10 protein-coding genes are annotated in these 12,905 nt (G+C 63.5%); 6 read left to right on the top strand and 4 right to left on the bottom strand.

Annotated elements, in window-relative coordinates; all coding sequences use genetic code 11:
* The first annotated feature begins 10 nt into the window (after positions 1-10).
* From NKH83_RS13030 to NKH83_RS13020, 3 genes are all read left to right on the top strand, one after another.
* On the top strand, positions 11-1,231 hold the full coding sequence (locus NKH83_RS13030) for an OmpP1/FadL family transporter (RefSeq protein ID WP_352804901.1): 1,221 nt from the start codon (positions 11-13) through the stop codon (positions 1,229-1,231).
* Between the two features lie 276 nt (positions 1,232-1,507).
* On the top strand, positions 1,508-3,232 hold the full coding sequence (gene ilvD / locus NKH83_RS13025) for a dihydroxy-acid dehydratase (RefSeq protein ID WP_352804898.1): 1,725 nt from the start codon (positions 1,508-1,510) through the stop codon (positions 3,230-3,232).
* Positions 3,219-4,055 (top strand): tetratricopeptide repeat protein, encoded by an 837-nt coding sequence (locus NKH83_RS13020; RefSeq protein ID WP_352804896.1) that lies wholly within the window; start codon positions 3,219-3,221, stop codon positions 4,053-4,055. The genes ilvD and NKH83_RS13020 overlap by 14 nt, the downstream gene beginning before the upstream one ends.
* Positions 4,056-4,079: 24 nt before the next feature.
* Here the strand turns inward: NKH83_RS13020 and NKH83_RS13015 are convergent, their stop codons facing one another.
* The 4 genes from NKH83_RS13015 to erpA form a co-directional block, all read right to left on the bottom strand.
* A complete protein-coding gene (locus NKH83_RS13015; protein WP_352804893.1) occupies positions 4,080-4,397 on the bottom strand; it encodes a hypothetical protein in 318 nt (105 codons plus the stop codon).
* 77 nt (positions 4,398-4,474) lie between these two features.
* Positions 4,475-5,269 carry an exodeoxyribonuclease III gene (gene xth, locus NKH83_RS13010; RefSeq protein ID WP_352505839.1) on the bottom strand — a complete coding sequence of 265 codons (795 nt, stop codon included), beginning with the start codon at positions 5,267-5,269 and terminating at the stop codon, positions 4,475-4,477.
* A gap of 30 nt (positions 5,270-5,299) precedes the next feature.
* Positions 5,300-5,689: a VOC family protein gene (locus NKH83_RS13005; RefSeq protein WP_352804891.1), complete on the bottom strand. Its 390-nt coding sequence runs from the start codon at positions 5,687-5,689 to the stop codon at positions 5,300-5,302.
* 3 nt (positions 5,690-5,692) lie between these two features.
* Positions 5,693-6,040, bottom strand: coding sequence for an iron-sulfur cluster insertion protein ErpA (erpA, locus tag NKH83_RS13000; protein ID WP_352804888.1), 348 nt, complete (start codon positions 6,038-6,040; stop codon positions 5,693-5,695).
* 73 nt (positions 6,041-6,113) lie between these two features.
* On the opposite strand from erpA, the gene NKH83_RS12995 reads away from it, so the two are divergent.
* The 3 genes from NKH83_RS12995 to NKH83_RS12985 all read left to right on the top strand — a co-directional run bounded on the left by NKH83_RS12995 (position 6,114) and on the right by NKH83_RS12985 (position 12,904).
* Positions 6,114-7,328 (top strand): deoxyguanosinetriphosphate triphosphohydrolase, encoded by a 1,215-nt coding sequence (locus tag NKH83_RS12995; protein ID WP_352804885.1) that lies wholly within the window; start codon positions 6,114-6,116, stop codon positions 7,326-7,328.
* Between the two features lie 61 nt (positions 7,329-7,389).
* On the top strand, positions 7,390-9,147 hold the full coding sequence (argS, locus tag NKH83_RS12990) for an arginine--tRNA ligase (RefSeq protein WP_352804882.1): 1,758 nt from the start codon (positions 7,390-7,392) through the stop codon (positions 9,145-9,147).
* Between the two features lie 103 nt (positions 9,148-9,250).
* Positions 9,251-12,904 (top strand): SPOR domain-containing protein, encoded by a 3,654-nt coding sequence (locus NKH83_RS12985; RefSeq protein WP_352804879.1) that lies wholly within the window; start codon positions 9,251-9,253, stop codon positions 12,902-12,904.
* Position 12,905 lies beyond the last annotated feature (1 nt).

Below are 12,905 nucleotides of genomic sequence, written 5' to 3'. Positions count from 1 at the left end.
GAGGAGATTCATGTGTTGTTCGCGTCTAAAAGTGCTGCTGGGCGCGGGGGCTTTTTCGCTGGCTTTTGCCGGGACGGTGCAAGCCGGGGGCTTTGACCGGGGCGGCGTCAACATCGACCAGCTGTTCGACGCGGCGCCATATTCGTTCGATGCGGGCGTCACCTATGTTTCGCCACAGCGCAAACTGAAGAACGTGCAGCGTCTCGATGGCTCGGGTTTGTCGACATCGGCGGTGGACGTTGGTGGCGATTATGCGGTGCCGCATGTCGGTATCAAAGCCAACATCTTTGAGCCCGTAGACTGTCTTGCCACCTATACGAGACCGTATGGTGCGGACGCGAATTTCGGCCTGAACAACGCCTATTCGCCGACAGCGGTCAAATACGCCGTCGATACAGACGATTTCGGTCTCACCTGCTCCTATAGGGTGAACGTCGGCAAGGGCGCCATACGTTTCATCGGCGGTGTCTCCTACCAGCAGGTCGACGCGTTTCTTTCCCGTCAGACACTGCTCGCCTTCGGCAATACCGGTCTCGGCGTCTTCAAGCTATCCGACGAGGCATGGGGTTGGCGTGCGGGCGCAGCCTATGAGATCCCCGAGATCGCTCTGCGCGCCAGCCTGATGTACTCTTCGAGCTACAAATATGACGGGCTGTCGGGAACCGTCGACACGACCGGCTTCAGGGGTGCCTTTCCAGCGGATCTGATTCCCGGCTCTACCGGCGTGTACCCAGTCTCGGCGTCGGCTGAGATACCTCAAGCTCTGGAATTCAAGCTGCAGAGCGGCATAGCTCCTGGCTGGCTGGCCTTTGGTTCCGTCCGCTGGCAGGAGTGGAGCAAGCTTGGCGTCATTGCCATCAATGGCGTGCGCAGTCCGGTAACCGGTGCTCCCTCGCCCGTTTCATTCGATCTGCTTTATCGCGACGGCTGGACGGTCACCGGCGGTATCGGTCACAAGTTCACCGATCAATTGTCGGGCGTGGTTTCGCTGACCTGGGATCGCGGCACCTCGACGACCTCCGGCTATCAGTCGGATACCTGGGCCGTGGCCAGCGGCGTCTCCTATTCGCCGAACGATCAGGTCGAGGTCAGGCTCGGCGGCTCGATCGGTGTGCTGACGAGCGGGTCATCGACTTTCAGCGGTGTCGGCGACGAGGCAAATGCGGTCACCTACTCTTACGACAACGACCTGCTTCTCGCCGGTTCGGCTTCCGTCAAGATCAAGTTCTAACTACGGATTTTTAAACGACAAAACGGCCGGGCACTGCCCGGTCGGTTCGTTCGGCGCTCGTCCGGCATTCGGCGGCGCAACAATTGCCCCCAAGATGTTCGCTCCTGTAATTGTGACGTTTTGGCAACAGTTTCTGAACAACCCTCGCGCCACCCGGCCGCCCGGGAACATTGCCCATTTCCCGCCATAAACGCGGCGCACCTCGAATTTGTCTCGGGACACGCGCCAAAAGGCTAGGCGAAGAGGCAGGCCGCACCGCCCGCGGCAAGGACGAGTATGGACACCAGAGCGATCTCCAAGGCCAAGCTGCCGAGCCGCCACGTGACCGTTGGTCCCGAGCGGGCGCCGCATCGCTCCTACCTCTATGCTATGGGGCTGTCGGCGGCCGAGATCGCGCAGCCGCTGGTCGGTGTCGCCAGCTGCTGGAACGAAGCCGCACCCTGCAACATCTCGCTGATGCGCCAGGCGCAAGTGGTCAAGAAGGGCGTGGCGGCGGCCAACGGCACGCCACGCGAATTCTGCACCATCACCGTCACCGACGGCATCGCCATGGGCCATCAGGGCATGAAGTCGTCGCTGGTGTCGCGCGAGGTCATCGCCGACTCGGTCGAGCTCACCATGCGCGGCCATTGTTACGATGCGCTGGTCGGATTGGCCGGTTGCGACAAGTCGCTGCCCGGCATGATGATGGCTATGGTGCGCCTCAACGTACCGTCGATCTTCATCTATGGCGGCTCGATACTGCCCGGCAGCTACCGTGGCCGGCAGATCACCGTGCAGGACGTGTTCGAGGCGGTGGGCCAGCACTCGGTCGGCACCATCGGCGACGCCGAGCTGCTCGAGATCGAGCAAGCCGCATGTCCTTCGGCCGGCTCCTGCGGCGCCCAGTTCACCGCCAACACCATGGCCACCGTCGCTGAGGCCATCGGCCTGGCGCTGCCCTATTCCTGCGGCGCGCCTGCACCCTACGAGATGCGTGACCGCTTCAATTTCGCTTCCGGCGAAAAGATCATGGAGCTGATCGCAAGGAACATCCGCCCGCGCGACATCGTTACCATAGAAGCGTTGGAAAATGCCGCGACCGTGGTCTCGGCCACCGGCGGCTCGACCAACGCGGCGCTGCATCTGCCGGCGATCGCGCACGAGGCCGGGATAAAGTTCGATCTTTTCGACGTGGCCAGGATATTTGAGAAGACACCCTACATCGCCGACCTCAAGCCGGGCGGCAAATACGTCGCCAAGGACATGTTCGAGGCCGGCGGCATTCCGCTCCTGATGAAGACGCTGCTCGACCATGGGTACCTTCATGGCGATTGCCTGACGGTGACTGGCCGCACTTTGGCCGAAAATATGGAACATGTTTCCTGGAATGACAGCCAGGATGTGGTCCGTCCCGCCAACAGGCCGATTACCCAGACCGGCGGGGTCGTGGGCTTGAAGGGTAACCTTGCCCCAGAAGGCGCGATCGTGAAGGTCGCCGGCATGACGGAGCTGAAATTCTCGGGTCCGGCGCGCTGCTTCGATTCGGAAGAGGAATGTTTCGAAGCGGTTACGCATCGCAACTATAGGGAAGGCGAGATTCTCGTCATCCGCTACGAGGGTCCGCGCGGCGGCCCGGGCATGCGCGAAATGCTGTCGACGACGGCGGCTCTCTACGGCCAGGGCATGGGCGGCAAGGTGGCGCTCATCACCGACGGGCGTTTTTCGGGCGCAACGCGCGGTTTCTGCATCGGCCATGTCGGGCCGGAAGCGGCAGTGGGCGGCCCGATCGGGCTGCTTAGGGATGGCGACTTGATCTCGATCGATGCGGTGAACGGCACGATCGAGGTTGCATTGTCCAAAGCCGAACTGGCGTCGAGGGCAAAGGCATGGAAGGCGCGCACCACGGACTATCAGTCGGGCGCGATCTGGAAATACGCACAGACGGTCGGATCTGCCCGCGACGGCGCGGTCACCCATCCCGGCGGTGCCAAAGAAACACACTGCTATGCGGACATCTGAGTTGTTGAGGTCGTCTGTCGTTTCGGCACTGGTTGCGCTCGCCACGTTTGGCGCGACCTTGGGCGCCGTCGGCCAGGCCATGGCCTTCGACGACAAGGTGTTCGACGACAAGACCGGCGTGAAGCCGCAGTCGAGCCCGTGGGCGGTGTTCCAGTTCGGCTTTTCCGCCTACAAGAACGGCCATAAGGAGCAGGCCGCGGAAGCCTATAAATATGCCGCGGAGAACGGCCAGATCGGCGCCACCTGGAAGCTTGCGCGCATGTATGCCGAAGGCGATGGCGTGGCGCGAGACGACTACGCGGCGTTCAAGTTCTTCTCAGAGATCGTCGACCAGGATGTCGAGCCCGGTTCGCCCGAGGAAAGCTATGTTTCGGACGCACTGGTGGCGCTTGGCGACTATCTGAGGAAGGGCATTCCCGGCAGCCCCGTCGAGGAGAACGAGGTGGCGGCCCAGGAATATTACATGCGTGCCGCCGCCAACTACCGCAATCCGAACGCCCAGTTCGAGATGGGCCAGATGTTCCTCAAGGGTGAGGGCGGCGTCAAGGCCAGCGTCAAGCAGGCCGGACGCTGGTTCCAGCTGGCGGCCGAAAAGGGCCATGCGGGCGCGCAGGCGACGCTCGGCAATCTGCTCTTCCAAAGCGGCAAGATCGTGCGGGGGCTGGCGATGATGACCGCGGCGCTCGAACGGGCCTCACCTGCCGACCAGCCATGGATCCGCGGCATGCAGGAAGAAGCGTTTGCCGCCGCCGGCGAAGCCGACCGCCGCACCGCGATCTCGCTGGCCGACGACATCCTCACCAAGGGTGGCGGCGACCAGTAGGCCGGCAGAAATTCCGTTTTGAGATCAATTCTCGTTCGGTTCCGCCGGCATGCCGCTGGGCGCCGGCGTTGAGATCGGCGTGCCTTGCAAATGCGGGGCCGGCGTGTCCTCCGGGCATCCATCCCGCTGCTTTGTCCAGGACGTGTTGTTGAGCACCATCTCGCAACGGGCGAGGTAGCTTTGGCCGGCAGGCGTCAGACAGGCGACCCGGCCGATCTGGAATGATTTGCCGTTGGCAAGGCACTCTGCATCGGCAAAAGCCGGCGTCGCCACCGCCATCGCAAGCGCGCAGCCAATCGGGAAGAGTGCAAATCGAGTAGTCATGGGAACCCCAGCCACCATGATGATTTCGCATCAAGCGCGCGATTTGTGGCGATAAGAGGTCAACTTATCAATGTGCCGCCGGACGGCAGGTCCGGTCAGGCTGGCCGCAGCGCCAGATCGATCGCCACCGGCACGTGGTCGGAGGGTTTTTCCCAGGCGCGCACCTGCTTCTCGATCGAAGCCGAGGAAAACCAGTTGGCGGCTTCGGGCGACAGAAGCAAATGGTCGATGCGGATGCCGTTGTTCTTCTGCCAGGCGCCGGCCTGATAGTCCCAGAACGTAAAGACGTCCGCGGAGTCGGTGACGGCACGCACGGCTTCGGTGAAGCCAAGATTCTTCAGCCGCCGGAACGCCTGCCGCGTCGCGGGCTGGAACAGTGCATCGCTTAGCCAGTTTTCCGGATATTTCGCGTCGATTGGCTCGGGGATGACATTGTAGTCGCCGGCCAGGACCAGCGGCTCTTCCAGAGCAAGCCGCTCCTCGGCCCAGCGCTCAAGTCGCGCCATCCAGGAAAGCTTGTAGGAGAACTTCTTCTCGTCGTCGATCGGGTTGCCGTTCGGCAGATAGATCGAGGCAACGCGCAAGGCGCCCTTGTCGGTCGAGAACACGCCCTCGATGAAACGCGCCTGTTCGTCGGCATCGTCGCCCGGCAAGCCGCGATTGACCTCATCGAAACGCAGCTTCGACAGGATGGCGACGCCGTTGAAGCCTTTTTGGCCGTAAGTCTCGACATTGTAACCGAGCGCCTCGATCTCGGCGCGAGGAAACTGCTCGTCGACCGTCTTGATCTCCTGCAGGCAGGCGATGTCGGGCGCGCTTTCCGTCAGCCAGTGGGTCAAATTGCCGATGCGGGCGCGAACGCCGTTGATGTTCCAGGTGACGATTTTCATGGCGGCCTCGATAGGCTGGTGGTCCGGAGACTAGCGATCCGGTGGATGACGTTCGACAAGGCCGATCGTATTGCCTGCCGGGTCCTTTAGGAAGGCCATCCATTCGCTTTCCCCGGCTTGGCCGAACAGGCCTTCGGTGTCGCGATGAACGAGCGCCGGCGGCGCGGTGAAGGGGATGCCGGCGGCCTTTGCCGAAGCGTGGAATTCTTCGAGGCCCGATATATCGAGATAGACGGTGCCGGCCGGCAGGCCGTCGGTGAAAAGCAGGCGCACGTCACCGGCCAGGATGAAGGCGATGCCCGGCGGGTCGAAACGCGCGTGCAGGCTCATGCCGAGCACTTCGCGCCAGAACGCCAGCGTCGCATCGAGGTCGCGCCCGGCGGAAAGCGCGACCTGACGGACCGCGCCGATGATCGGCATGATCTAGATGGAGAAGCTGGTGCCGCAGCCGCAGGAGGCGACCGCATTGGGGTTTCTGATCTGGAACGACTGGCCCATCAGATCGTCGACGAAATCGATTACCGAGCCGCCCATGTAGACCAGCGACAGGTCGTCGATAAGTACGGTGGCGCCGTCCTTTTCGATGGCGACGTCGTCATCATTGCGCCTGTCGACCAGATCGAACTTGTAGGAAAAGCCGGAACAGCCGCCGCCCTCGACCGAAACGCGCAGCGCCGTCTTACCGGCTTCGCTCGCCACAATCTTGACGATCCGCCTGGCGGCGGCGTCGGTCATCTCGACTTTCATGGCGGTCTTGGCATCAGCGCCCATGGGCGTCACCTTGCATTCGGTTTCGTATGATAGGTATGAAGCGCGACGGGGCAAGTCAACTGCGGCATACGCTATGACCAACGAGTTGGGCGACATCGGATTCGGCTATCGGCCGCGCGCGGCCTATGCCAGCGACCCGGCAAAGTCGCGCGGGCGGTTGTTCGACGAGGTGGAAAGCCCGACGCGCACGCCGTTCCAGCGCGACCGCGACCGCATCATCCATTCGACGGCGTTCCGCCGGCTGAAGCACAAGACGCAAGTGTTCGTCGCGCACGAAGGCGACCATTACCGCACGAGGCTGACGCATTCGATCGAGGTCGCGCAAATTGCCCGCGCTCTGGCGCGGGCACTGCGCGGCGACGAGGACCTGGCCGAGGCGGTGGCCCTGGTGCACGACTTCGGCCACACGCCCTTCGGCCATACCGGCGAGGACGCGCTGAATGAGAAGATGGCCGCCTGGGGCGGATTCGACCACAATGCGCAGTCGCTACGTGTGGTGACGCGGCTGGAGCGGCGCTATGCCGAGTTCGATGGGCTGAACCTCACCTGGGAAACGCTGGAGGGGCTGGTCAAGCACAATGGCCCACTGACCGATGCCAAGGGCAAAGGGCTGAAGGGGCCGGTGCCGCAGGCAATCCGCGACTATTCCGAACTGCACGACCTCGAGCTGGACCGCTTCGCCGGTATCGAGGCGCAGTGCGCGGCGATTGCCGACGACATCGCCTACAACACCCACGACATCGACGACGGGCTGAGGGCAGGGCTGTTGACGCTCGATATGCTGGAGGGCGTTTCGCTGCCGGGGTCGATCCTCAAGGGCGTGCGTCAGCGCTATCCGGCGCTCGATGACGTACGCACCGGCCACGAGCTGATGCGCCGGCAGATCACCATCATGGTCGAGGACGTGATCGTCTCGACGACGGCCAATCTGGCGCGCATCAAGCCTGACAGCGCCGAAGCGGTAAGGGCGGCCGGCGAGACGATGGTGAGCTTCTCCGCCGAGACGGCCGTATGGGAAAAGGAGCTGAAGGCCTTTCTTTACAAGCATCTCTACCGGCACGCGGACGTCATGCGGGTGCGCGCCGAGGCCGACCAGATCGTCAGGGACCTGTTCGACGTCTATTTCGCCGATCCGCGCGCCATGCCGGATGGCTGGCGCGAAGGGCTCGACCGGGCAGAGGACCGCGTCAAGGCGCGCAGTGTTGCCGATTTCCTGGCCGGCATGACGGACACTTATGCGCTCAAGGAACACAGGCGTTTGTTTGACCATACGCCGGATTTGAGCTAGGGCGGGCTCGATTTTGCCGGCCAGCGAGCCGGCCCCCTGCAAAACCGTCAGAGCCACAGCAATGAACATCTTCGCCGATTTCAACGCGCGAATCATAAAGGCCGTCGAAGCGCTTGATTTGAAAGACAAGGATGGCGCGTCGCCGGACCTGTCGCGCATCGCTGTCGAGCCGCCGCGCGATGCCAGCCATGGCGACCTCGCGACCAACGCTGCCATGGTGTTGGCCAAGCCGACCGGCCAGAATCCGCGCGCGCTGGCAGAAAGGCTGGCTGAGGCGCTGCGCGCCGACGAGGATATCGCGGCCGCCGAGATCGCCGGCCCGGGCTTCGTCAATCTCAGGCTCAAGGACGGTTTCTGGCAGGCGCATCTGACGACGCTGCTCGGCGAAGGCCGCAATTACGGCCGCTCGACTGTCGGCGGCGGCAAGAAAACCAATGTCGAATATGTCTCGGCCAACCCGACCGGGCCGATGCATGTCGGCCATTGCCGGGGTGCCGTGGTCGGCGACGCGCTCGCCAATCTGATGGCCTTCGCCGGTTACGACGTGACCAAGGAATATGTCATCAACGATGCCGGTTCGCAGATCGACGTGCTCGGACGCTCGGTCATGCTGCGCTACCGCGAGGCGCTTGGCGATGAGATCGGCGACATTCCGGCCGGGCTTTATCCAGGCGACTATCTGATCCCCGTTGGTCAAGCGCTGGCCAGCGAATTCGGCCGCTCCCTGCTGCAGATGCCGGACGAGGAGGCGCTTGCCATCGTCAAGGACAGGACGATCGATGCGATGATGACGATGATCCGCGAGGATCTGGCGCTGCTCAACGTGCATCACGACGTCTTCTTCTCCGAGCGGACGCTGCATGCCAACAATGCGAAGAAGATCCGCTCGGCGATCAACGACCTGACGCTGAAGGGGCACATCTACAAGGGCAAGCTGCCGCCGCCCAAAGGCGAGAAGCCGGACGACTGGGAGGACCGCGAGCAGACGCTGTTCCGCTCGACCGCAGTCGGAGACGACATGGATCGGGCGCTGGTCAAGTCGGACGGCACCTTCACCTATTTCGCCGCCGATGTCGCTTACCTCAAGGACAAGGTCGATCGCGGTTTCGTCGATCTGATTTATGTGCTTGGCGCCGATCATGGCGGCTATGTGAAACGGCTGGAAGCGCTTGCCCGGGCGATTGCCGGCGACGAGATCAAGCTTACCGTGCTGCTTTGCCAGCTGGTGAGGCTGTTTCGCGCCGGCGAGCCGGTGCGCATGTCGAAGCGGTCGGGCGAGTTCGTGACCTTGCGCGAAGTGGTCGAGGAGGTCGGCCGCGACCCGATCCGCTTCATGATGCTCTATCGCAAGAACGACGCGCCGCTCGACTTCGACTTCGCCAAGGTGACCGAGCAGTCGAAGGATAATCCGGTATTCTACGTGCAGTATGCCTCGGCGCGCTGCCATTCGGTGTTCCGGCAGGCGAGCGAGCAATTGGGCGAGGCCATGTTCGACCGCAACCAGCTGGCCGCCGAAGTGGCTTTGCTGACCGACGAGGGTGAGATCGGCCTGATCAGGAAGCTCGCCGAATATCCTCGGCTGATCGAAGCCGCGGCCCTCGCGCTCGAGCCCCACCGGCTGGCATTTTACCTCTACGAACTCGCTTCCAGCTTCCACGGACACTGGAACCGCGGCACCGACAATCCCGACTTACGTTTTGTTAAGGTTAACGACCGACAATTGACGCATGCCAGACTAGGGCTGGTGCAGGCTGTTTCGGACGTTTTGACGTCCGGCCTGACGCTGATCGGAGCCAATGCGCCCACCGAAATGCGTTAGGTTTGAGTAAAAAACCTGTCACCTTTTGCCCACATTGCGCTGGTAAGGGCCAACCCTACGCGACGTCCATGGCGTCCGAATGAGTGCGAGTTCGGGAACAATAATGGCAGACAGAACCCAGCTGAGAGCAGCCGACCACAACGACATCGCCAGCGATGATCCGTTCGCGGAACTGACCAGGATCATGGGGTTCGACCCGCGCCAGCCGGTCAAACCGCAAACGCCGGCCCAGCCGAAAACCGCTGCCGCCGAACCGTCGGTGGACGAGGGCGATTTCGAGATCGATCTCGAGAAGGAGTTGATGGGCGAATTCGGCGCCGACGCCAATGATAATGCTTCCCCTGCCAAGCTTCGCGAGCCGACACCCGAACCGACCGCCGCCGACGAAATGGAGGACGCGCTTGCTGCCTCATTCGAACAGGATTTCGCGTTCGACGACAGTGCGGTGGATGATGTTGCTCCTGTTGCGGCCGCTCCTGTTGCCGCCGACGAAATTGCCTCCGGCCCCGAAAGGGCGTTCGCTCCCGCTGTCGAGCCGGAGTTCGATGAAGAGTTCGATAACGCCGTCGCCGGCTCGCTCGAAGACGTGTCGCCGTTCGAGGACGACCTTTCGAGTGACGACGAACTTGCCGCCTCGCTCGACCAGGATTTTCGGCTCGACGACGATGTGACCGGCGAGGACGAACCCAGGGCCGCGGCCGAGGCGATCGAGCCGGTCGACGAGCCCGCCTTGGACCCTGAGTTCGACGACGCCGTGGCAAGCTCGCTCGAAGACGAGCTGATGCTCGAAGAGCATGAGCCGATGGAGCAGGCGGTCGCCGTTGAAACGGCGGCGCAAGCGGCCGCGCCTGCGTTCGATGACGCATTCGACGACGCGGTTGCAAGCTCGCTCGAAGACGAGCCGATGTTCGACGAGCAGGAGCCGGCTGATAACGCCGCCCCGGCATCGCCGGTTGAGGCGGCCGATGAGAATTTTGCCGGCCATGCCGATGATGCCATGGCCGATGTCGACATGGACTTCGACGTTCGCGCGAACGAGCCTGCCGAAATCGAAGAACCAGAGTTTATCGAAGAGCTGTCGATCGAAGAGCCAGAGGCCGCCCGGCTTTCCGGCACGGCCGCTGAAGCGGCGCTCGACGACGATTTCGATCTGAGCTTCGACGATGCGCCTGCCGAGCACCCCGAACAGCCCGTAGCGCAGGTCGTTGCAGCCGAACCCGCGGCCCAGGCCGCCGCTGTCGTCCCAACGGCCCCAGTGGCCGAGGAACGCAGCCTGGAGGACGAACTGAACGCGCTGCTGGGTGCGATGAGCACACGGCCGGCACAAGCGGTCAACGAACCTCAGACAAGCCAGCAGTCTGCCCAGCAGACTGCCCAGAAGCCCGTGATGGCTGTTCAGCAGCCCATCGCGCCGGTAATTCAGAAGCAAGCAGTGGCTGCTGAACAGCCAATGGCGGCGGTCAAAGACGTCGCCAACGACCCGGTGCATGCTGTCGACGAGCTGGATTGGGAACTCGACGAGCACGAGCCCGCTGAGCCGCAGCAGTCCAGTGCCGCCGATGACGCCGATCTTGGCAGTGTCCTCCTCGATGAGCTTGAAGGCGAGGATTTCGGTGTTGAAGCCGCTGCCGGACCCACGGGTGATTTAGACAACAATGCGCTCGACGCCGACTTCGCCAGGAACATCGGTCTGGATCATGACTCGGCCGACAAGAGTGCGGCAGCTGCTGCCGAAGAAGACCCGCTCGATGCGCTGAACTGGCTGACGACACGCGCCACGCCGCCCGAGCCGGCCCGCTCGTGGAGCCGCGTGACGCCGGTCGCACAGCCTCAACCCGCTTTTGCAAGCCAGCCGGTGGCTTCGGCGCGTCCGGCGCCACCGCAGCCGGCTGCAACGCCGTCCTATCGGGCCGCACCGGTCGAAGAGAGGCCGTCCTATGAAGGCCAGGCATCGCGTGAAGATAGGTCATCCTATGAAGATCGGCCCGCCTACATGGAAGCTGCGCCAATTTCGCATCAACAGCCTTCCGCCTATGACGAGATGCCCGATGTCGAGACGGTCGACGTGCCCGAGCGCGTCGTGGCGCTGGCGGACGATCTCGACATTCCGGAGCTCAACTTCGACGATGACGAGCCGGTGGCGCCCGCCTACGACGATCTCGATGCCGATTTTGCCAGCCTTCTCACCGAAATGAATGCCACGGATATAGCGCCGGCCCCAGTGCGCAGTGCTGGCTATGACGATGAATACGATGCCGGCTTCGCGTCTGGCTACAAGCAAGATCGCGGCGAGACGCGCGCCTATGGCACCAAGCCTGCGGAAGCCCCTGTCAGCCCGGCAGCCGCTTCCTATGCGGATGCAGCGGACGGTTTCGATCTGGGATCGTTGCCCGGCGGCCAGCCGGTTTCGCAAGCCGACGATTTCACCTTCGATGAGCTCGACTACGATCCCGAACTGGACGAGGAGATGTCGGTTCCCGGCCTCGCCGAACGCGAGGCCGAAAGGCAGCCGCGCAGGCGCGGGCTGCTGATAGGTGCGGTGGTCGGCGCCGTTGCGATCGCCGGAGGCCTTGGCGCCTTTGCGTTGACCCTCGGCGGCAAGAGCGGCGGCGATGCGCCGGTCATCGTCAAAGCCGACAACAGGCCGATCAAGATCAAGCCGGAGAATCCAGGCGGCACTGTCGTGCCGAACCAGGACAACAAGGTTTATGACGCTGTGGCCAAGGGCGCCAAGCCCGCCGAGCCGGTTCAGCAGAAGCTGGTCACCAACACCGAAGAGCCTGTGGACCTGAAGGCCAACGAACCGGAGAGCCGCGTCGTCGATCTTTCGCCCAATGACCCCGATGCCGCAGACGATATCGACGCGCCCGGCACCGAGGCGTCCGATAGCAATGCGTCTGGCACCAACGCGCGTGACACCAGCGCGCCTGACACTAATGCGCTTGGCGCCAATGCGGCTGGCGATACCGTAGCCGCCGCACCGGCGCCCAAGTCCGAGGATCGCATCGCGCAGGTTCTGCAGGAGGCCGAGAAGGGTGCCGAGACCGTCGCCGTTGCGCCGCGCAAGGTACGGACCATGGTCGTGAAACCTGACGGCTCGCTGGTGGCGCGCGAGGATCCGGCGCCTGCCGCCCCGCAGATGGCTGCTGCCGAGCCGGCCGATCCGGCGCCGCAGCACGTGGCTCCGGCCGCCCAGGCGGACGCCGCCGCGCAGACCGGCACCGTGCCCCTGATCGACCAAATGACAAGCGACCCGAAAATTGGCGACCCGAAGATTGGCGACCAGCCGAGTGGCGATCAGGCGAGCGGCGATCAGGCCGAAACCTCCAAGCTGCAGCCGGCGCCCAAGCCCGAGACAAAGGCTGAAGCCCAGCCGTCAGCCAGCAAGCAGTCGGCCACCACCCCGGCCACGGTTCCGGTGGCGCCGCAGCGCCCGTCCGACCAGCCGGTCGACGTGGTCGGCGAGGTCAAGCCCGATCAGGTTGCTTCCATCGATCCGGCCGCTGCCGGCGCTGGTTCGTGGTCGATACAGATCGCTTCGCAGCCGACAGTCGAAAGCGCCCAGGCGACTTACCAGGATCTGCAGCGCCGCTACGGCGGCGTGCTTTCCGGCCGCACCGCCAACATCGTCAAGGCCGAGATTGCCGGCAAGGGCACCTTCTACCGCGTCCGCGTTCCGGCGCAGTCTCGCAACGAGGCGATCAAACTGTGCACCAGCTACAAGGCTGCCGGCGGCAATTGCTTCGTGTCCCACTAGC

It is taken from the genome of Mesorhizobium sp. M0909 (assembly GCF_040319515.1).
GTDB lineage: Bacteria > Pseudomonadota > Alphaproteobacteria > Rhizobiales > Rhizobiaceae > Mesorhizobium.
The sequence above is the reverse complement of the archived record's forward strand: the minus strand, read 5'-3'. Positions and strand labels throughout refer to the sequence as shown.

What these genes read in the sequence shown, in the direction of transcription:
- NKH83_RS13030 (WP_352804901.1), top strand. Translation starts at nt 11, where the DNA reads ATGTGTTGTTCGCGTCTAAAAGTGCTGCTGGGCGCGGGGGCTTTTTCG.
- ilvD (WP_352804898.1), top strand. Translation starts at nt 1,508, where the DNA reads ATGGACACCAGAGCGATCTCCAAGGCCAAGCTGCCGAGCCGCCACGTG.
- NKH83_RS13020 (WP_352804896.1), top strand. Translation starts at nt 3,219, where the DNA reads ATGCGGACATCTGAGTTGTTGAGGTCGTCTGTCGTTTCGGCACTGGTT.
- NKH83_RS13015 (WP_352804893.1), bottom strand. Translation starts at nt 4,397, where the DNA reads ATGGTGGCTGGGGTTCCCATGACTACTCGATTTGCACTCTTCCCGATT.
- xth (WP_352505839.1), bottom strand. Translation starts at nt 5,269, where the DNA reads ATGAAAATCGTCACCTGGAACATCAACGGCGTTCGCGCCCGCATCGGC.
- NKH83_RS13005 (WP_352804891.1), bottom strand. Translation starts at nt 5,689, where the DNA reads ATGCCGATCATCGGCGCGGTCCGTCAGGTCGCGCTTTCCGCCGGGCGC.
- erpA (WP_352804888.1), bottom strand. Translation starts at nt 6,040, where the DNA reads ATGGGCGCTGATGCCAAGACCGCCATGAAAGTCGAGATGACCGACGCC.
- NKH83_RS12995 (WP_352804885.1), top strand. Translation starts at nt 6,114, where the DNA reads ATGACCAACGAGTTGGGCGACATCGGATTCGGCTATCGGCCGCGCGCG.
- argS (WP_352804882.1), top strand. Translation starts at nt 7,390, where the DNA reads ATGAACATCTTCGCCGATTTCAACGCGCGAATCATAAAGGCCGTCGAA.
- NKH83_RS12985 (WP_352804879.1), top strand. Translation starts at nt 9,251, where the DNA reads ATGGCAGACAGAACCCAGCTGAGAGCAGCCGACCACAACGACATCGCC.